The sequence below is a fragment of the Paenibacillus koleovorans NBRC 103111 genome, assembly GCF_004000845.1.
GTDB classification, from domain to species: domain Bacteria; phylum Bacillota; class Bacilli; order Paenibacillales; family NBRC-103111; genus Paenibacillus_AA; species Paenibacillus_AA koleovorans.
Window position 1 is genome coordinate 71,031 of the sequence record NZ_BIMA01000003.1, and the last position, 20,131, is coordinate 91,161.

At 57.9% G+C, this 20,131-nt stretch carries 13 protein-coding genes and 2 pseudogenes; 3 read left to right on the top strand and 12 right to left on the bottom strand.

From position 1 onward, the window contains the following. Nucleotides 1-178 precede the first annotated feature (178 nt). The 11 genes and pseudogenes from PKO02S_RS02010 to PKO02S_RS02060 all read right to left on the bottom strand — a co-directional run bounded on the left by PKO02S_RS02010 (nucleotide 179) and on the right by PKO02S_RS02060 (nucleotide 15,253). A complete protein-coding gene (locus PKO02S_RS02010) occupies nucleotides 179-2,683 on the bottom strand; it encodes a helix-turn-helix domain-containing protein (RefSeq protein WP_127579414.1) in 2,505 nt (834 codons plus the stop codon). Nucleotides 2,684-2,696: 13 nt separating this feature from the next. Then, nucleotides 2,697-4,235 (bottom strand): extracellular solute-binding protein, encoded by a 1,539-nt coding sequence (locus PKO02S_RS02015; RefSeq protein ID WP_246066795.1) that lies wholly within the window; start codon nucleotides 4,233-4,235, stop codon nucleotides 2,697-2,699. A 323-nt stretch (nucleotides 4,236-4,558) separates the two neighbouring features. Next, nucleotides 4,559-5,157: pseudogene (locus PKO02S_RS02020) on the bottom strand (TatD family hydrolase). Beyond that, a pseudogene (locus PKO02S_RS33780) lies at nucleotides 5,154-5,363 on the bottom strand (hypothetical protein); the annotation flags it as partial. The pseudogenes PKO02S_RS02020 and PKO02S_RS33780, both read right to left, overlap by 4 nt. A gap of 66 nt (nucleotides 5,364-5,429) precedes the next feature. After that, nucleotides 5,430-6,332 (bottom strand): ADP-ribosylglycohydrolase family protein, encoded by a 903-nt coding sequence (locus PKO02S_RS02030; RefSeq protein ID WP_246066792.1) that lies wholly within the window; start codon nucleotides 6,330-6,332, stop codon nucleotides 5,430-5,432. A gap of 35 nt (nucleotides 6,333-6,367) precedes the next feature. Then, complete coding sequence (locus PKO02S_RS02035; RefSeq protein WP_127579416.1) at nucleotides 6,368-7,426, bottom strand: AAA family ATPase; 1,059 nt, start codon at nucleotides 7,424-7,426, stop codon at nucleotides 6,368-6,370. Further along, nucleotides 7,399-8,079 carry a nicotinamide riboside transporter PnuC gene (pnuC, locus tag PKO02S_RS02040; RefSeq protein WP_127579417.1) on the bottom strand — a complete coding sequence of 227 codons (681 nt, stop codon included), beginning with the start codon at nucleotides 8,077-8,079 and terminating at the stop codon, nucleotides 7,399-7,401. Before pnuC ends, PKO02S_RS02035 begins: the two co-directional genes overlap by 28 nt. A gap of 73 nt (nucleotides 8,080-8,152) precedes the next feature. After that, nucleotides 8,153-8,926, bottom strand: coding sequence for an NUDIX domain-containing protein (locus tag PKO02S_RS02045; protein ID WP_127579418.1), 774 nt, complete (start codon nucleotides 8,924-8,926; stop codon nucleotides 8,153-8,155). 152 nt (nucleotides 8,927-9,078) lie between these two features. Next, nucleotides 9,079-12,897 carry a beta-galactosidase trimerization domain-containing protein gene (locus PKO02S_RS02050; protein WP_127579419.1) on the bottom strand — a complete coding sequence of 1,273 codons (3,819 nt, stop codon included), beginning with the start codon at nucleotides 12,895-12,897 and terminating at the stop codon, nucleotides 9,079-9,081. Between the two features lie 245 nt (nucleotides 12,898-13,142). Then, the gene (locus PKO02S_RS02055; protein WP_246066793.1) at nucleotides 13,143-13,409 is read right to left on the bottom strand and encodes a helix-turn-helix domain-containing protein; all 267 of its coding nucleotides are present in this window, start codon (nucleotides 13,407-13,409) and stop codon (nucleotides 13,143-13,145) included. A 5-nt stretch (nucleotides 13,410-13,414) separates the two neighbouring features. After that, entirely contained in the window at nucleotides 13,415-15,253 is a 1,839-nt protein-coding gene (locus PKO02S_RS02060; protein WP_127579420.1) for a hypothetical protein, read from the bottom strand. Between the two features lie 252 nt (nucleotides 15,254-15,505). Here PKO02S_RS02060 and PKO02S_RS02065 point away from each other — a divergent pair, with 252 nt between their 5' ends. The 3 genes from PKO02S_RS02065 to PKO02S_RS02075 all read left to right on the top strand — a co-directional run bounded on the left by PKO02S_RS02065 (nucleotide 15,506) and on the right by PKO02S_RS02075 (nucleotide 18,741). After that, nucleotides 15,506-16,690: a sensor histidine kinase gene (locus PKO02S_RS02065; RefSeq protein WP_164821244.1), complete on the top strand. Its 1,185-nt coding sequence runs from the start codon at nucleotides 15,506-15,508 to the stop codon at nucleotides 16,688-16,690. After that, on the top strand, nucleotides 16,683-17,402 hold the full coding sequence (locus PKO02S_RS02070; RefSeq protein WP_164821245.1) for a response regulator transcription factor: 720 nt from the start codon (nucleotides 16,683-16,685) through the stop codon (nucleotides 17,400-17,402). The genes PKO02S_RS02065 and PKO02S_RS02070 overlap by 8 nt, the downstream gene beginning before the upstream one ends. A 115-nt stretch (nucleotides 17,403-17,517) precedes the next feature. Then, nucleotides 17,518-18,741: a Gfo/Idh/MocA family protein gene (locus tag PKO02S_RS02075; protein ID WP_127579423.1), complete on the top strand. Its 1,224-nt coding sequence runs from the start codon at nucleotides 17,518-17,520 to the stop codon at nucleotides 18,739-18,741. Between the two features lie 684 nt (nucleotides 18,742-19,425). On the opposite strand, the gene PKO02S_RS02080 is transcribed toward PKO02S_RS02075, so the two are convergent. Then, on the bottom strand, nucleotides 19,426-20,034 hold the full coding sequence (locus PKO02S_RS02080) for a hypothetical protein (RefSeq protein ID WP_127579424.1): 609 nt from the start codon (nucleotides 20,032-20,034) through the stop codon (nucleotides 19,426-19,428). Nucleotides 20,035-20,131: the final 97 nt, after the last annotated feature.

Consider the following 20,131-nt stretch of genomic DNA (forward strand, 5'->3'; position numbering starts at 1 on the left):
GGGGCGGGAATGGGGTTGCAGTTCCGATAGGTTGCGTTTGTTGTATAGTTGGCGCCGGTGCGGGCAGAATTGACTCGTTTCGAGTAACACTTCTCCGCGCCACCGCCGGTTTCAGCGAAATTAGTCCGTTTCGAGCAACAACTCCACTCCCCAACGCCTGTTGCGCCAACGCGCCCAGCTAAGTCCCGGTGCCCGCTCCTGCGCGATCCGCCGCCAGCTGTTCGATGAATTTGCCCGGCGTGACGTTCATCTGCTTCTTGAACACCTTGATGAAGTAATGCGTATTGTTGAAGCCGACTGCCTCGGCGATTTCCATAACCTTCATGTTCGTCCCGGTCATGAGCTCGACCGACTTGTCGATCCTCACCTGATTGATGTAATCGGCCATGTTCTGGTTGACCGCTTGCTTGAACAGCCGGCCGACGTACACCCGGTTCAGACCGATCTGCTCGGCGATTCCGTCCACGGAGATCGGCTCGCGATAGTGCTTGTGGATATAGTCGAGCATCTGGCGGACATGCTCATTGGAGTGATGCTCCCGTCGTTCGACGATGTAGCCGCAGAACCAATCCGTCCAGCGCTGTAGGAGAGCAAGCTTCATCTGATCGGATTTCGCCTGCAGCACCGCCTGGCAGAGCGTTGAGAAAGACAGGCCGTCGAACAGCTCGTCGGTCTCGGGAATTTGCAGCTCCATCAGCCTGCGAGCCAAAGTGTGCAGCAATTGGAACGACAGCCATTGCTGCTCACCGGGATTAGCCGAACGCCGTTCGCGCATGACGTCAAACATCTCGCGCAGCCTCGCCGCCGCACCCTCCCTGTCGCCCTTCATCAGCTGCTGAAGCAGCTTCTCCTCGAGCTGGGTCGGGTACTCCGGCTGAGCTGCCGCCCCATGCAGCTCGCGGTACGTGACGACCTCGAACGGTCCTACCGTCTCGGCGTACGCGAGCGCAGCCAGCCCTTCCTGGTACGACTTGTTCAGTTGAGCCGCCGATTCTCTCGCCAGTCCGACTCCCGCGCTGAGCGAGATTTTGATGTAGCTGCGGACCGCTTCCTTGATTGCGTAGGCGAGGTCGGCGGCCCGATTCTCGGTTTCCGCGGCACCCGGGCGTATGTCCGATCCACCACCGGCCCCCGTGCCCGCACTCCCCATCCCCGTCGCCGTGTCCTCAAAGCTGACGGCGACGGCGAACTTCGCCGTCTCCAGGCTGAGGAAGAACCCGCTCCCCGTCCGGCGCACGATCTCCATGACGATGTTCTCCATCGCGAACTCCCACAGCATCCGGTCACGCAGCGAGAACCGGTTCACATACTGCTCCATTTCGTCCACGCCAATGACGATAATCGTATAGTTCGCCTGCGGCGCCAGGCCGAAATAGTCGAGCTTCTCGCGAATTTCCTGCTCGCCGTAGACGTTGCGCACAAGCAAATCGTATAGAAATTGCCGCTTCAGCGAAGAGCGATTGAGATCGACCGCTTCCTTCAGCTTCTGGTTCTCATTGATGAACTGGTGGATATGCCCGGTAATCAGCTCGTATTCGTCGCGGTTGTCCGCTTCGTTCAGCCCCAGCAGGCGGACGATGTCCTTGACCGGCCGATATAGCCTGCGCGACAGGCTCGTGACCGCCAGTACACTGACGACCAGCGACAACGCCACGATGACGGCGATAATTTGCAAAGGCACTAGCATACTGCGAGACAACGGATCGTAATCGGATTCGCTGACATATTTCCAACCGTACAAGGGGGATGAATAGGAGGAAACGATTCGTTTTTTCCCATCCCGCGTGGTGATGTAATTATCCTCCAGGCTGCCAAGCACCCGCTCCGGACGCAAGTAAGCATAGTCCTGGATTTGACGGAACAGCTCGTCTTCCGGGTCGGAGGACACGAATATCATCCCGGACGGGTCGATAATCCGGAACTGAAAGCCTTCATAGACGTCCTGATTGCGGATCAGAAAGCGGAACAGTTGGTTGGCGTCGATATGAAGCACATAGGTGTACGTATGGTTTAGCGCATGCAATGGGAAATTCATAACGATCGGAATGACTTCCTTGTCGCCGTTCGGGAGCGTCGGCAGCTTGCGCGCCGGGAGCACGGTCAAGTCCTTCGACGTGTCGAGAGACTCCGTCCAGTCTTTATCGTAGAAATCGGACAATTCGAAGCTGAAGCCCATCGAGACATACACATGATTGCGTGTGTAGTAGTAGGCCGAGTGGATGAAGTCGGAAATGCGGGTCAGCCGGTTCAACTGCTCGTATATTTGTCGGTTCTCGAATTCGACGCGGTTGCGGTTGTCCAGCGGGGGTTGGGGGAAAGCGGTACCTGCCGATACCCCGGTGACCGCGCCGTCGGCGGACTCGTCGGAGGGACCGGCTGTCGAGGCGGGGCCGCCGGGAACGCCGGATGCGCCGGAGCCTGCTCCGACGGCCGTTCCTGCTCCCGCGCCTGCTCCTCCTTGCTCCTCGCCGATCGACACCATCGCCGCCTTAATCGTCGTATCGAGGAACAGCTCGTACGTGGAGGCGATCTGCTTGTCCATGCGAGCATTGCTCGTCATCAGCTCGTTCAGGATATGGCTGCGGATGCTCGTGTAATACACGGCGCAGCCGAGCAGCACGACGGCGGACACGATGGTGATCATATAGATGACGGAACGGAGATAGACGCTTTTTCCACTCATGCTGATTCCTCCGTTACTTCTGCATATTCAACAGCTGCGCATAGCGGGTGCGAACCGCCTTCCGCAGGTCGCTGCGCATGCCCGCGCCATCGCGCTTGATCGTCTCCTGCAGCTGCGCGAGCGGCAGACTGCCCACGACGACCTGGAGCTCGGCGTTCCTGGCCTGCTCCGCATAGGCCGGATGCGTCATCGAGAAGCGGACCGCCTCCGGCACGAAGCCCATGCTGTACGAGACCGGATTCGTGATCAGCAGCTGCCCCTTCTTGCGGTAGTATTGGAGCCGCTCGTTCTCCGTCGCATTGTCGCCCACCCGGGCGAGGCTCTCCCCGCGGAACGTGTCAGAGATGCCGAACAAATCGCGTTTGACCGCGGCGTTCTGCGCTTCCGTCCGGACGATCAGGCTGCGGTTCGAATCGTAGCTTTCATAATGTACGCCCTTCACGCCCAGATTGCTGAGCTGGATCATCTCGCGCGTGTTCATCTTGTCCAGGAAAGCGAGCGCCGTCTCATAGGGGGCGTTCTTCGTAATCGCGAACAAGGCGTTCGCCCCCATCATGCTGCCTGCGCCGTTGTAGCCGTATGACTCTGGCGCGAAGTTCCAGATGCGGCCTTCCTCATCGCTCGGCCCGAGCAGCCACTCGAGCCTGGCGCCCGGCACGAATGCCTGGAGCTCCTTCTCGAGCTGGACCGTCTCGTTGGAGTAGGCGCCGATGAGTCCGATTTTGCCGAGAATGAACTTCTGCTCCGGACGGCTCAGGCTGAGGAAGTCCGGGTCGAGCCATTGCTTCTCATAGGCTTGCCGTGCAAATTGGAGCAGGGCGGGGTAGCCGGCCTGCTGCTCGCGCAGCTGTACCGCCTCGGCGGATCCGGCGTCCGGGTGCAGCGTGTTCCAGAGGTAATCCGTCTGGAACGCCCCGCCGAACACGCCGCCGAATTCATTCAGCCGCCACGACGTGATGCCGAACGTGTCGTTCCTGCCGTTGCCGTCCGGGTCTCGGGCGACGAAAGCGGCCATTGCCAGCTCGAAGTCCGCCAACGTCCTCGGCTCGGTCAGGCCGAGCTTGTCGAGCCAGTCCTTGCGGACGATGACGCCGTACGGATACGAGGTGGTGACGCCGGGGACGCCATATACTTGATCGTCGCTCCCCACCTTCATGAGGGAGAGGAGCGTATTCGTCACGTTCAATTGGATGTTCGGCGCTTGATCCAGTTGGATCGGGGCAAGCCGCCCCGTACGCGCCCAGCCGGGGAAGTTCTCCTCGCCCGACCAGCCCAGCTGTATTATATCCGGCTCGCGCCCAGACGCCATCAGCACGTCCAGCCGCTCGTTATAGCTGCTCGCCGGCACCGTCATAATTTCGAGCTCGATGCCGAGCTCTTCGGACAGTTTGGCGATGTAAGGGTTGTTTTGGGATTTGAAAGCATCTCCCATCTTCAGCAGCACAGTCAAGCGCGGCTTGGACGGAGGCGGGGAGGCCGGCACCCAGCGGGTGTAGAGAAGCCAGGCCACGGGTATGGCCGCCGCCAGAACCAGCAGCAGCATCCACTTCATTCGCAGCAAAGGGGGACACTCCTTCTCGCGCGTGCGCGGGCATTCTGTAGGGAAGCCAAGATGTAGCTCTAATTTTGATTCATACTCGGGGGGATGTAAATAGCAAACATTTGATGTATGGGGATTGCTATCGGCTCCATACGCTCCATTTCACGAAAAATAACGCTACGGCTGCTTATTTCCCCGGAATTGACTCGGTTCGAGTCCATGAGGGTGAAATTGCGCTACGCCGTAGCGTTATTTTGGTGCATGAGCCGCATTTGGGGGAAATAGCGTTATGGCTGCACCACCTTATCGGTTGACGGCGGTACGTGCAGCAGGTGCTAGATCCCGAAAAACGCTTTAGCTGTGCTGGTAGTAGCCTCGGCTACCTCTTCAGGCGACTTGCCCACACACCGAGCCACTTCCTGCAAAATATGCGGCAAAAAGGCAGGTTCGTTGCGACCTTCTGCCGGCTTCACCTTGAGGTCGCGCGGCGTCAAGAACGGAGCGTCCGTCTCAATCATGAGACGATCCAACGGGATCAAGCGCACAAGCTCCTTCAAGTGCCGGCCCCGCCGCTCGTCGCAGATCCAGCCGGTAATGCCGATGAGCAGCCCCATGTTCAGGTAAGCCTGCAGCTCCGCTCGGTTGCCGGTGAAGCAGTGAACGACCGCTCTTTTCACCTGGTGCTCCTTCAGCATCGACACAAACTCGGCGGACGCATCCCTTGCGGATGAATCCCGGCGGTGGCGTAAAGTTGCCGGGGGTAGCGTGCGGCATATCGAGCGGCGTCCTGACTATTTCTTAAGCTGGTGCCGGTGATGACAAGTGGGGAAACCTGCTGCTCCAACGCATGCTGCACCACTTGGTCACGGTCCCCATGGAACGAACGGTGCATCAAATTGACGCCAATATCGATAAGTGGGGTATGGGTTTTCATAAGTGGTTAGACTCCTCCATTGGCGATATGTAGACTCTACAGCAAGCCGCAGGGACGAAATCCGCTAACCGATAAAGAACAGCAGGCGGCTGGCCTGGCGTATAAGCAACTCGGTCATGACTATGACCATAGCGGGCTCGAATGCGATCCCGATTGATTTCGTAGCGCTGCTTGTCGGAACGGGCAACCACCAGTTCGATGTTTGTCTGGGTATGGGTACTCCCCTGATTGAATTATATCGCCCCTACCGGTTATTTGCTGGTACTATTTTCCTAAAGCGATTCTCTCCCGACCCTTAACCGATACAGCCGCTCCGACACGTCCCGCAATCTATCGCGGATCAAAAGGGTGTCGACGTATCGCCGCGGCAACTGCTCATAGCCCCAATACAATCCGGCCGGTCCGCCGGCTATCGCCGCATTCGTGTCCGAATCGCCGCCTTGGTTCGCCGCTCGCTGCACAATGTCCCCGTAACTCGTCCCTGTCCACAAGTGATGCAGCACCCAGTGCAGCGTATGCACGACATAGCCGTCAGGCTCGCAAGCAGGTGGTGCATCCGAGAGTGAGGTAGCATATTCGGTCCCCGTGACGGATTGCTCGATCGCCTGTCTTAGGGTCACCCCTCCCTGGAGCAGCAGATAAGCAGTCCGATTGTATAGGACGCAAGCTTCGCTGCAGCTTTCGTCATAGTGGGTCATCTTGGACTGCATTCGCGTGACCCGCTCCACCGTTGGCCAGTCTGGAAAAGCAAGCGCGACCGGCAAACAGCGCATCAGCGACCCGTTGCCCCCGCTTCGGCCCAGATCCAGATCGGCCAGAAAGGCGGCCTCGAACCAGTTCCCTTCGTACAGCTCGAATACGTGGCGGATGATGTTGCCGATGTCCTTGGGGCGCGTCATGTACCAGTCCATAAACCGCGTCCCGATCGATACCATCGGTTCAGCCGGATCGTCCAAAACGCCCTCCGCCACGCACAAGGTCATCATCGTATCGTCCGTCACCTCGCCCGGCTTCAGCCCCCACACACCACCGCCGATGATTTCAGTCAAGTAACCATGCTTCGCTCGAATTTCAGCCCGGCTCCTAAACTCCGTCGTCCCTCCCAACGCATCGCCGATCGCTACGCCGAACAAACCGCCTCGAATTTGGTCCAATAGCTTATCATTACGCTTCACTCTGTCTCCTCCTCCTCTCTCATAGCACCAACCGACTACTGTACCACGCATGCCGTAGAGGGAGTTGCTCCAGGCAAAATCCATTCGCCCACGCTGCGATACTTGCGAAACCGCCTCAGCGCCTCGCGCACCCGCGCCGCCCGCTCCTCCACCGTGCCGCGAAGCAGCATGTAAGGGATTTTGCGCCGCTGGAGATCCGCCACGATCTGCTTCTGGAACACTTGCCGATCGGCGTCGCCGGAACGGTCCCACGTGTCCGCATACGGAATGTCCACGTCGCACACGAACACCAAGTCGTACCGCGACGCCGCCTCCAGCGCCAGCCGTTCCAGCCGGGCCGTCGCCCGGCCGTGGTACGCGCAGCTGAACATGTACGTCGTGATCGCGTTCGTGTCGACGAACAGCGTCCCGCGCGCCTCCCGCGCCAGCAGGTCCTCCCGCTCGAGATGCCCCACGGCGATCTCCTCCAGCTGCTCCAGCGTGAGCCGCCGATCGACCTGATGCCGCTCCCAATACTCGCGCCCGTACTCCGGCATCCAGACGGTCCGCTCCAGCTCGGCCATCGCGGCGGCCAAAGTCGTCTTCCCCGTCGAAGGCGCACCCAGAAACGCCACCCGCACGATCAAGTCCCGATACACCTCTGGCGCCACATAAGCCCGCTGTCCATAAGGATCCTGCCTCACCAACGTCCCCGAAACCGGCACCTGCAGCCGATTCGGATCCACCTGCCGGTTCACCGCCCCCAAAGCCGCGCTCATATGCTCCCCATAAAACTCGCTGGAATAAAAATGCGTCACCTTCACGCCCCCCAGCAGCTCCAGCATATACGCCTCATGCCGCGCCATAATCTCCGGCGTATCCCCGATCTCGGTTGGACCGTCCCACGCCTCCAGCACCTGCACCCGCTCCGGATACAGCTCGCGAATCCATCCGGCACGCACCTGCAGCGGTATGTCTATAGTCTCCGGACAGTCGTACACAACGACGATCACTTCATCCATTTCCGCCAGCGCCGTCTCGATTATCAGTTGATGACCGCGATGCAGCGGTGCGAATTTACCCAACGTCAAGCCTCTTCGTGTTTCCGCCGCCATAGCCGCCACACGACCTCCCCCTTCCGTCCGGCTCCCGCCATTTCCCGCCGCCACGAGATGTATCCGCTAGTCGCGATCAGCAAATATACGACGTACAGCATCGCCACCGTGTTCAACTCTTTGTAAGCATACATCCCGATGGACAGCACATCGACGGAGATCCACACGAGCCAGTTTTGTAGCACCTTCGACGACAGCAAATATTGAGCGATTAAGCTAAGGGTAGCGATAAAAGCATCGATATAAGGAATGGAAGCGTCGGTGAACCGAGCCAGCACATGGCCCCAGCCCAGCGTCACCACGACAAGCAGCACCCCGAGCACCACAGCCAATCCAGGTGTGATCGATCGTGTCGGCCGCACTTTGGCGCCTTCCCGTTGAGTTAGCCAATGAATCCACCCATAGATGCTGAGCACGAAAAATACAACCTGCAGCGACATATCCGCATATAGCTTCGCCTCCTCGAACAGGAAGAAGAAGCATCCCACATTGATCAGGCTGATCGGCCATGCCCAGATGTTTTGTCGAGCGGTCAGCCAGACACATAACAACCCGGTAGTCGTAGCCCATAGCTCCAAGGTGGTGGTGGATGTCCAGTAGGCGATTGCGAACAGGACGACGAATACGGCGGCCATTCCCCATTTTCTCAACATAACAAGCAGCCTCCCGCAACGAATAATAATGTCAAAATGACAATATAGATCCCGAAAAAAATTTTCCTCTCCGTCAGCCGTAAATCGACAAAGCCGGCACCGCATCGCTAAACCGGTACAGCTGCGCCGCCCGTTGCGAATAGCGATTCGACTGCTTCGGTCGCCCTTGCGCGTCCAACGCTTCCTCCAGAATCCCTTTGCGGCTCTGGGTGGACGTCACCTTGCGGATAAAATTGCGCTCCTCGAAGTCCGGCACGACCGTTCGGATCACCTGATACAGCTCGCTCAGCGTAAACTCCTCCGGCAGAAACGACCGGGCGATTGTCGTCGTCAGCATCTTCTCGCGGATTTTCGCATAGGCGTCGGTCAAAATGTCCCGGTGATCAAAAGCTAGCTCCATCCCCAGCGCCTCCTGCAACGGAAATAACCGTACATCCGCCGCATCATCGTCCGCACGCCGGTCCGCCAGCAAATTCTCCTGCACTAACGCATAGAACGCATGCGACAAAATCCAGCCCCGCGGATCGCGCCCCGGCTCGCTGTACACGTTGAAATATTCCATCGGCACATCGGTCACGCCGGCCTCCTCTTGCAGCTCCCGTCTGGCGCAGTCGTACATGCTCTCCGTCTCCCGGCAAAACCCGCCCGGCAACGCCCATCGGCCTTTATACGGCCATTTTTTCCGCTGAATCAGCAGCACTTGCAGCTCGCGGTGAGGGAGTGCTTTCTGCGTCGTTTTGCGCTCGGTGGAGGTAATGGTGAAAATAACGATGTCGCTTGGCGCCCCATCCGGCGTACGGTAGCGCGATGGCGTATAGTTGGATTCGTTCTCGATCGGGGAGTCCATAGGGGGTCACCAGCTTCCGTCAATGTAATTGTCGATTTGATAATATCAATATGACATATTAAATTGCTTATTGTCAATGGGCATACGTAAAAAAGAACAACCCCTCATCTCCGCCACTACTCCGAGACAAAGGGTTGATCTTCACCGCCAACCTACTCTACTTCAAAAACCGCTCTTGCCGACACCCCGGTGGCCACGTCCTTCGCGACAATCGTCCACTCGCCCGCCTGCGCGTTGAAAGGCATGCTCCACGACCACTCGCCGCCGCTCGCATCGACGCTCCTGTTTTCCGAATAGATCCCCTCGTACTCGCCGGCAGGATTATACACATTCACATTAAGCACATGCCCGTACGATCCATTCGGCCGCTCGCTGTCGACGCGAATAACCGCCTGCACCGTTTCGCCTCGCTGCACCCGCTGTGCCGCCAGCTCAACATGCACCCCGTTCACCGCAACAGGTAAAATCGAGAACAAACAAGCCTCGCCATGCGGCAGATCGACTTCTACGCGGTCCGTGAACCCGAGATAAGCTTTGTCGCGAATGCTGTACACATGCCCCACCCGATCGAACTCCACCGCAACCCGGTTCGAAGAGCTCGAGCCCGTCTGTCCGCCGCCGACCGCCAGCCCGTCATGGCCGAGCGCTCGCGCTTCCAGCTTGCTTTGCACCGCCACGTACCGGGCTTCCCCGTCCGCATAATACACCGTCTCATAGCCGAACTCGATCAGATTCCCGTGGCCATCGCGCAGAACGGCGGGACGGCTCACATCGGCCATCGCCAGGATATGCTTCATCAGCGCCCTCAGCCCAAAGCCGCTGCCATCCCGACGCAGCTTCGGATAGCCGTCCAAGGACAGATTCAGGTACACTCCTTTTCCGCCGCCATTCCCATATTCATTGACCACCACCGAAGCTACCGTTCCCATAAAATCATCGACATAAGCCGCCTGCCCGTCCTTCACCCGCGTACCGATCTCGGCCATCGTCAGGCCCGACTCCCCATCCTCACGTCCCGGGATATGGGCGAGATTGAAGTCGAAGTAACGGAAGCTGCTGTTTGTTCGGAACCCTTTGTTGATGTAGAAAGGCCGCGCCTGCACGCTTAGCCGCTCGATCCCGAACACTTCATCCAGTTGGCCGGCTTGCGCCACGACATTGTGCACGTCCATGATGCCCGTCTGGAAATCGCCTACCACCGTGCCGCCGCCTGCGACAAATCGTTTGATCTGCGCCGCTTCCTCCTCCGTAAGTGCGATGGAGTATGGCAGGATGAGCAGCTTGCAGCCGGAGTCGAGCAGGAAGCCCGCTTCGATTTGCTGCGTGGCGACGAAATTGTATTGACAGCCCAAATCCTCCAGCAGATCGATCCACCCTTGCCGGTTGCTCTCGAACCGCGGGGTGTCGCCTTGCAGATGAGCGCCATGAATCGAAGGAATCGAATAATGAACCGCTATGCCGAGCGAGTCGCGCTTCGCTCCGTACAGCAGCAGCTTGCCGATCCCTTCCCGGCGAATTTCCAAGAAAGCCTTGCTCATATCCTGCGCGCTGCGGCTGTATGTGAAGTCCGGATTCAAGCAGCTGTACTCCCAGAACAGGCTGATCAGCGTCAAGTTGTGGAACAAGGCGTTCCAGATGCTGTTCTGCACGCCGATGCCGTCCGCCCCATAGCCGTACCAGCCGCCGATGATCGTATTCGGTCTCGCAAATGAGCGGTGGTATTCGAACTGGTTGCCGACTCCGTAAGCTTCGAAATAGCCGACATGCTGATGAAGCTGATAATAGTCGTAGCCGGAGTAAGCGGTCGACGCTTGGCAGCCGGACATGCGGATCACGCCGCCCGGGTCCGCCGCCCGAACGAGCTCGGCAATTTTCTTGTACGAGGCGGTAAACGTCCGCTCCATAAAAATCCGGTGATCGGCCCACGGTGCGAATTTGCCTTGGCTTTGAGCTTCCTCCAGGGTGAATGGCACCACGTCCTCCCAAGCGCGGAAATCCGTCCTCCACACTCGGTTCAGCTCCTCCAGGCCGCCGTAGGAGGCTTGCAGCCACTGCCGCATCCCGCTCAGGCAGTGCGGACAGAAGCACAGATCAAGCTCATCCACATAGCAGGTGATCGAGCCTTCGTCGTTGGCGAAATAGGAAACCGGTCCGTATTTGCGGAACTGGCCGATCGTCGATGTAACTCGCTCTTGCAGCTCGTTCCACAGCGCGGGATCGTTCAGGCAGGGAACACGTTGCAAGTAGGCTTTGTCCTTCGTGCGGAAGTATTGCTCCTTGCGCTCGACGTAAGGGCCGCGGTGGTACCAGTAGACGCCGAGCCCTTTGGCGCCGGACATCGTCAGCGTCTTCGGACTTCCCGGGTATAAGCCGGTCACGCCCATCTCGCGGGACAGCCGGCCGACTAGCGGCAGATGATCGCCGTGTCCGCGGTTCTGCGGGCACATGAATACTTCGAAATCGCGGAGTGCGCGATCGGCCGGGGTCAGCACCTTGCGCGGCGAGTCCAGCCGCTGGAGCAGCAGGCCGCCCAGCCACAGCTCCGCGCGGACGCGCAGGTTCATGGACGGCACCGGCTGCACCAGGTGCTCATAACGGATCGGCGCCTCTCCCGTGGCGGCTGCCGCATGCTGGGCGATGACGCGATCAAAGTCATCGAGCACTTGGATCCGGCACTCGCATGGCGTGCCGGTCGTGTAGAGGCAGACGGCGAGCCGATCGCCCGCCTGCAGCTCCGTGGCGCCGAAGTCGGCCGACACGAACGATGAGGCCGGCGGCACGGACAGCGACGCCGTGCCCCAGTCGAGCAGGCGACCGTCGGCCAGCAGGCTGACTTCGACCCGATAGTCGCCGCCGAGGCGAAGCTGCTCCGGCAGGCGGATGGCCGATGCGGACGGCGTCTCTCCTTCGGCGACGAGGAGGTCGTAGGCGTTTCTGACCGCGTAGCGGAGGGTGTATCCGTCTGGCGCCTCTGCTGCCACGCCCACGCTTACTCGAAACTCCTCGCCCACAGCCGCCGCGACCTCGATCGACTCGATCCGGCTCGGAGATTCCTGGCCCGCCGCCCACACGACGCTGCGGTAGATCAGCTCATAGAAGTATTCCAGGAACGGGAACGTCACGCTCGTTCTGGAGCCGCCCCAGTTTTCGATGATGGCGTCGAACGTCGATTCCTTGCCGGTAAAGGCGCTATGCTGCGGCAAAATATCGCGCGGGTAGTAGCCAAAAGCGACTACCCGGCCTTTGCCGAACGGCTGAACCGCCGCGATCGGCTGCCCGGACTCGCCGCGCAGAATCGTTTCGCCGACGGCCTCGTACGGGTAATAAGCCAGCTCGCCGTAAGGAAATTGGTCGAACGGAATGCCGCTTGTGATATAGTGCCCGCCGTTCGACTCGGCTGACACGGGGAGCCAAGCCTCCTGGATATGCCGATCGTACGCGGTCTGCGGGAACCCCCCGCCTGCATTCGGATCGTCGCCCAAGCCTTCCTCGACCAGGTTGCGCAATGGCGACAACCGGTTCAGTTCCTCGGACGGCTCCATCCCTTGACCGTGGAACGGTCGGATCAGCACGAGCCCGGCACCGGCTTCCACCCTGCGCAGGATCGCTTGCCGCGCGGCGGCCGGGAAGTGCGCCCAGCCGTTGACGCCCGGGATGACCAGCACGTCGAAGTGCTCGTCCGACGTCAACACGTCCTCCAGATTTTGATGGATCGCCCGAAAGTCATCAATCGCCGCACGCACATCGTAGAAATCGCCGATTCCCCATTTATTCAGATCCCATGCCTTGTCGTAGGTCACGGTCTCATAGTCGATGTCGGTCCGCTGGATGAACTCCACGATTTCGCGGCCATAGCGTACGCTCGGCACGAAGAACACTTTCAATTTGCCATTCACGAACGAACGAAGCTTCTCTGGATACTCGGTTGCAATGGCAGTGGAATAACGAATGTCAAACCGTTTTTGAGTCACAAGTGGTCCTCCCCATCCTCTTTTTGTATAGAGCTCTTCACCTTCTACTCTACCTGATTGTCTCTCCGAGTCCCATTGTCGCGTTTATGGAAATGTTCATGGAATTAACGATATCGAAATATCCGTTAATAATCGAAAAAAGTGAGTAGTCGGCGGAGGATGGTCGGTAGGCGGGGATTGCAAGTTGAGGCGCCTCGCAAAAAGCCGCCCTCGGCGAGGGCGGCTCGACAAACCAAGTTGCGCCATCACCTGACTTGCAACAGATGATGGCAGACCAACGCATAGAATTGGCGGGTGGAGCGGGTGCCAAGCTTCTTCATCATGTTCGCGAGATGATTCTGCACCGTTTTCTCGCTAATGAAGCACTGCTCGGCAATGTCGCGATTCGACAACCCGTTCACCACCAGCAACAGCAGCATTTCATACTCCCGCCCAGTAAACTGGTACCTCTCTGCAAACTCCTTCATCACGAAGGAGGGATCCAGTCGATCCACTACAACCAACTCTCTCATGGCCCTCATACCGGAGCCCTGGTATTCGGATAAATTTGCAACAACAGCAGCAGCACGTCCTGCCGGTCAAATTGGCCGTCTCCGGTCACATCCGCGCCTGACAACCGAATGTAGTCGACTACATGCTGGATCCGGACGGCTTCCCCGCTGCCGTAAGTCAGCAGCTGATTGCGCAGTGCAACGGACTCCGACTGCGACTTGACCGGAAGACCGCTCCAGCGCAGCATCGCCTTGCCGTTCTTCGCTTGGACCGCGCCGGCATCGACGTTCAGCTGCACCGGCATCGTCGATGTGCTTTCGTAGACCGGCTCGTTCAGCATCAGCACTACAACCTGATCCGAGCTGTAACGAGCGTAGCTGACGGTGAGCGAAGTTCCCTTCAGATGGAAGCTCGACGCATTCAGCAGAACAGAAGTATCGAGCGGATAATTGAACTGCAGCGTCATCTCCGTGCCGCTCGCACGGATGGCCGCCACCGACACGCGGAGCGGGTCAGGATCGGTGATAATATTGTCCACCTGGAATCGGCCGACACCGGATTCATTGCCCGCGGCGTCTTTCCCTCTTGCTTCCAGCGTACCATTCTCCGCCATCGTTACGAGCTCCGACTCGGTAGCAGCGAGCCAGGAGCCTCCGTTGACCCGGTACTCGCGCACCGAAGCGTCCCCCCAGCCCGACAACGTCACCAACACCGGGCCGGTCGTCGGATTCACCGTATTCGGCGTCAAGGTTGGCGTCGGTGGGGCGGTCATATCGATGTTGCTTACGACTATACTTCCAGGTGCACTGACATTGCCGGCCGAATCAGTCGCATAACCGTGCACAATATCATTCACGGTTAAAATAACCGGACCGGTATAACTCAGCAATGCTCCTTCTCCGATCCGATATTGATTCAACACCGAGTCGACCGGATAAGAAATTGCAACCGTGACCGGGCTGTTGGTCGGTGTCGCAGGATTAACCGTCAAAGTAGGCGAAGCAGGAGCCGTTCGATCGATCTGAGTTACTTCATGAAAGCCAATAAGCGAAACGTTCCCTGCAGTATCCTTCCATCGCGCCCAAATCGTTCCATTCTCCGTCATGGTGACCGGGGAGCTGTAATTGAGCCAGGTAGACATGTTTACGCTGTATTGCTTGACCACTGCATCGATCGGGTAATAGACAGCGACACTGACTGTGCCGGTCGTCGGCGTCGACGGAGTGCTGCTAAGCGTGGGGGCAGAAAGGATAGGACCCGTAACTACAGTTGGCGCAGTAGAAGCCTCCACACGAATGATGAGCTTGTAGTTGAAACCGACCATGCCACCACTGTCGGTCAATTCCATGTACAGTTCATTCATCCCGGGCCTCAATTTATTATTAAATCTTGAATCGTTATCAAGACTCCCCTCGCTACCACCACTAATAATATTGTTACTAGCCACATCTTGATTGTTCAGATCGACCTTGAGTCCGTTATCCGCCTTGAACTCGAAAAAGGAATACGGATTGGAAAACGAATCCGGCATAATAAATCTGACCCGGTAGAGAACCGTTTGATATTCACAGGCTGACCAGCTGACAGCGCAATTCAACCAGTTGTTTGTTCCATCGACCAGACCCCAAGGATGCTCACCAGGATTTAGGCCAGGCAAATAAGCTGGCTTCCATGTTTGACCGCCGTCAAGTGTGAACTCCGTATGGGAGCTGATCTCGCCCGTTTCGCCATTGTCGCCCAAAATCGTCAACGTCTGCGTTGCAGGCGGAACAACGGCCTGAACCGGAGGCACCGGCACGACCAGCCCGACCAGCCCGCATAGCACCAACCCGACTACGATCCAACGAATCCATTGTTTGCCCATCTCCACCATCCTCTCGCATCGTTCAACCGGATTCACCGCTCGATCGATTAAAGCCTGTCTAGTACGCCATGTGAATCTCTCTCCTTTCATCATAGATATATCCAAGGACCTATTCAAGGGAGGTATTTCACTAGAATCGGGTATGAAGAGGTCATTTTCGCAGCTGAATTCACTAAACGCATATGACTAAGGTCATGTTTGTGTGTTACACTTAGCATGGTAAATATTTCTTCCGGCTTGCGAGGCTATAGTATGGACCCCCAACTTAACAAAAAAATCCTCTTTCTCCTGCACGTGATCGTCGTATTGACCGCCATCCTTACTTTGGTCAATACCCCCTACTTCTCCTGGGGGCTTGTCGCGTTGTCCGGTTTGTATGCAGCGGTCGCACTAACCCGGAATTGGCTGTTCCATGTCCCCTTAAGCCGATTATCCGGCAACCTCTATCTGTACATGCAGCTAGCGATAGCCGCCACGCTGTTCGTCTGGTCCCAGAGCTTCTTCGCGCAAGTGTTCGTGCTCGTTCTCATTGCCGAATATACGTTTCATAACAAGCGGCTGCCTTCCTTCCTATTCACATTGGTCAGCTATGGAAGCTGGTACGCGAGCCTCATGCTCTACCTGAATTTTCCGGACTTCCGGGAAGTGTATCACTTGCTTCCTCGTCTCATTGAATACTTGGGAATATTCGGGATGAGCTACATGGCCAAGATCGCCTATCAGCAAAAAAATCAACTGGCCCTCGACAACGAGCAGCTGCGCATCGCTTCCTTAGAATTAGAGCGGAAAACCCAACTCCAGGAACGAACCCGCATTTCCCGCGAAATTCACGACTCCGTCGGCCACACCCTCACATCGGCGCTTACTGGACTGCAAACGGCCGCTTATGCCATGGAGAAAAACCAACTCGCCTTGGCACAAGAAATGATCGATCGAACGAAAGAAAATATTAAGCGCGGGCTGGATGACGTGCGGAGCTCCGTCCATTTGCTTAGAGAGAGCCTCCCCGAGCAACAGCCGTTCATCCCCGAGCTCATCCGGCTCATCGAAGACACGAAGAAACAGACGCAAGTGGACATTGCTTATGAAATTTACAGCTCCTTGCCCGACTTGTCGCCGCGGGTCGAGCTCACGCTGTACCGGGCGTTGCAGGAAGGGCTCACGAACGGCATCCGGCACGGGGCCAGCACGAAGTTCCAGCTGCGCTTGACCCAGCACGCCGATCATATTCGGTTCGCCCTAAGCGATAACGGGTCGGCCGTGACCGAGATTGTACCGGGCTTCGGTCTGACCGCCATGCGGGAACGGGTCGAGGATGTCGGCGGGAAGCTGAACATTGTCCCGAATACCGCCCGTGGCGTCGGTGGAGGCGTGCTCTTGGAAATTCTCATTCCATTACAGTCGAATACGATCCAGAGGAGGGAGCAAATTGGCTAAAACGAAAGTGCTGATCGCCGACGATCAGCCGTTGATCCGCGACGGCCTGGCCGCCATTCTGAGCATGGAGGAGGCGTTTGAGGTCGTGGCGCGGAGCGGGGACGGTCTGGCTACGATCGAGGCTGTGGCCCTGCATCGTCCCCATCTCGTGATGATGGACATCCATATGCCCAAGCTGAACGGCCTCGAAGCGACGAAGCGGATTAAGGCGGAGTGGCCGGACACCAAGGTGCTGATCCTGACAACGTTCGAGGATGAGGATTATGTGTGGGATGCGATGCTTCACGGAGCAAGCGGCTTTCTCGTCAAAGGGGTGGAGACGGGGGCGATGCTGACCGCGATCCAGGATTGCCTGGGCGGACGGATCAACTACCCGGCAAGCCTGCAGCGGCGTCTGCTGCAAGCGATGCAGATGAGCGGCGGTTCCGCCGCATCACCGCTGCCGGGGACGGCGGCAGAACCGGAGGCGGCGGCAACCGCTGCCGGCGAATGGCAGGGCGACAAGCTGAACGGCTTGTCCGCGCAAGAGAGGAACATCGTCCGCCAGCTCATGCTCGGCAAATCGAACCAAGCGATCGCGGCGGAGCTGTTCCTCTCCATCGGGACAGTCAAAAATTATTTGAGCACTATATATAGGAAGCTTGATGTAGCGAGCCGCTCAGAAGCGCTCGCGCATCTGAATCAATCGGGTAAGAATCATAAATTATTATAAATTCAATTCAATATATTGAATTATTGTTGGGTGGATAGTATAGTGAATGCTGTACTATCTTTTTCATGTTTGATTACCATTCAACCTATTGAATATCATACAAAGGAGTGAAACTATGTCCACTCAGCAAGATCCTGTCCGTCTCGCCGTCGTTGGCGGACGCCGCGGCGCCTCCTTCAAGCATGCGCTTGGCATTCTCGCCGACCGGGTGCAGCTTGTGGCGGTTTGCGAGTTGAACGAAGGCATGCTGCGCGACTGGCAGGCCGCTTATCCCGGGATCGCCGCTTACTCCGATTACGATCGGCTGCTGGAGAATCCGAACGTCGACGCCGTCCTGCTGGCGACTCCGCTGACGCTGCACGCCGGGCAGGCCGTCCGAGCGCTGCGCGCCGGCAAACATGTACTGAGCGAGGTTATCGCCGCCCATACGCTCGAGGACGCTTGGGAGCTTGTGGAGACCGTCGAGCAGACCGGTCTGACCTACATGATGGCCGAGAATTACTGCTACATGCGCCCGAACATGATGATCGGCCATATGGTGGAGCAAGGCGTGTTCGGCGACATCACCTTCGTCGAAGGCGCCTATCTGCACGACTGCCGGCGGCTGACGCATGATGCTGGCGGGGCGCTTACTTGGCGGGGCAACCTGCAGCGAAGTCATGACACGATGAACTATCCGACGCATTCGCTCGGCCCGCTGGCCCAGTGGCTCGGCATCAATCGGACCGACGAGCTTGATTATATGAGCACCTACACGTCCAGGAACGGATCGATGGCCAAGTACTTCCGCGAGCAGTTCGGCGAGCAGCACCCGGGCAGCCGCGACGACTACTGGCTGCAAGGCGATTCAGCTGTTACGACGATTCGCACCAAGAAGGGCGTCGTCATCTCGCTGCGGCTCGACTGGGTGTCCGGCCGCCCGCACCAGATGACCCACTACGGCCTGCAAGGCACCGGCGGGGCCTATATCTCGTCCCGGCACCACGACGAGGACCCGCTCGTCTGGATCGAGGGTCGCTCGCCCGGCTCCTCGATCGACTTGCCGGGGCAGCCGCGGGCGACATGGGAGTCGCTCTGGGGCTACCGCGACGAGTACGAGCATCCGCTCTGGCGAAGCTGGCTGAAGGAGGCCGAGCAGGCAGGCCACGGCGGCGGCGACTTCTTCGTCATCGACGAGTTCGTCGGCGCCATCCTCGAGCGACGTCCGCCGGCGATCGACGTCTACGACGCGGTCACCTGGAGCTCGGTGTTCCCGCTGTCCGCGCAATCCGTCGCCGCCCGCGGCAAGCCGGTCGATTTCCCGGCATTTGCGCGGAATCGGCGAACTCCGGCGCGGTAGGCGGAGCGCTCGCGGCGCCCGCGTGGCGGCTGCGTGGCGCGTGGCGGCGACACTTGCACTCGCACCGTGCCTGTATTTGCCCTCGCGCGCTTGGACACGCCGGCCGGCGCAACCCAAATAGCGTTATGGCATCCCCTTATTTTCCCGGAATCCCCCTTTTCGCGGAAAATAAGAATCTCCCATAACGCTATTCCACCCAAATCCCTTGCGCAGAGCGGCTAACCGAAGCCAATAACACTGTGCCGTATCGCTATTTGAGCGCCGAGCCTGCCATCCCGCCGAATAACGATACGGCATCCCCTTATTTTCCCGCGTCATGTCACTTCCGGAATCCTGCCTGATTTCTTAGCGGACTCAGATGACACTATTTTCTCCAAAACAGCCCCCACCGCCTTCTTGGCGGACACAGATAACCTTATTCTTGTCATTTTGTCTCCCTGTCCTTCCTTTTGCGCGAAATAAGAGCATCTGTGTCCGCCAACCTGCCGAAAAGCCCGGTTTGTTCACAAATAGCGGCTCTATTGTCCGGCAAATGTTCTTCGTTGCTCAACCCTTTCGTAAAACTCTAGTATGACATAACCACCAAAGCTACTCAGACAAGATCAGACGGTAGCGTGGGTGGGGAATGTTAAGATACCAAGGTTACTTGGCCGAGGCCAGAGTTGCTGCAGAATACGATGGTGTTCAATCTGCACGGACCCAGTACCAGTTCTCCTTCATTCTCTCTATTTCTCGCAACGTGCCGCCGAAATCATCAGCTTGGGGCTCTTGTCCGCTTGGGGAGTAAACAAACCCCGAGAAATTGTCAACCACACCGCGAAACGTAAAGAATAAAACCTTCCCGCTTCGACTGTCCAGCAAAACATCTCCGCCGCCCCTGGATACATGTTTGTACTCAAGCGGCAATGGAATGACGGCTTGAACTCCGCTCGTGTCAGGCTGGATCAGGATCGGCTTCGTCTCCAATTGTTGAATGACTTGCTCCCGATCGGCAAGGTTCCTATGGAAATCGACATAAAGTATTACCGTGGTGAAGGGAAATAGCGCATACATAAGCAGAGCAGCCACACAAACGATCAATGGAGTCCTTATTCTTGTAAAAAGAAATAAGAGCAACCCGGCTAGCAGTACGATTATAAACAAGAGAAACACTACGCCATGAACAAATGGCCAAAGGAACGGTGTGAACAGCTCGATCAAACTCCACTGGAAGGCAACCGTTGCTAGTAAGAGCAGGCTGCTGAACAAAGAGAATGCCAATCCAGCCGCGTATAAAATCCGTTTCAATTCCACATTTCCCTTCGTCACCCCCACCCCCTCCACTTCACGCTAGAACCGCATCCGCATCCGTTTTACTCCGGTCTACATCCACTCGCTTGAACCATGCCGA

Coding starts and splice junctions, on each gene's coding strand:
- PKO02S_RS02010 (WP_127579414.1), bottom strand. CDS start 2,683: ATGAGTGGAAAAAGCGTCTATCTCCGTTCCGTCATCTATATGATCACC.
- PKO02S_RS02015 (WP_246066795.1), bottom strand. CDS start 4,235: ATGAAGTGGATGCTGCTGCTGGTTCTGGCGGCGGCCATACCCGTGGCC.
- PKO02S_RS02035 (WP_127579416.1), bottom strand. CDS start 7,426: ATGGCGGCGGAAACACGAAGAGGCTTGACGTTGGGTAAATTCGCACCG.
- pnuC (WP_127579417.1), bottom strand. CDS start 8,079: ATGTTGAGAAAATGGGGAATGGCCGCCGTATTCGTCGTCCTGTTCGCA.
- PKO02S_RS02045 (WP_127579418.1), bottom strand. CDS start 8,926: ATGGACTCCCCGATCGAGAACGAATCCAACTATACGCCATCGCGCTAC.
- PKO02S_RS02055 (WP_246066793.1), bottom strand. CDS start 13,409: ATGAGAGAGTTGGTTGTAGTGGATCGACTGGATCCCTCCTTCGTGATG.
- PKO02S_RS02060 (WP_127579420.1), bottom strand. CDS start 15,253: ATGGGCAAACAATGGATTCGTTGGATCGTAGTCGGGTTGGTGCTATGC.
- PKO02S_RS02065 (WP_164821244.1), top strand. CDS start 15,506: ATGGACCCCCAACTTAACAAAAAAATCCTCTTTCTCCTGCACGTGATC.
- PKO02S_RS02075 (WP_127579423.1), top strand. CDS start 17,518: ATGTCCACTCAGCAAGATCCTGTCCGTCTCGCCGTCGTTGGCGGACGC.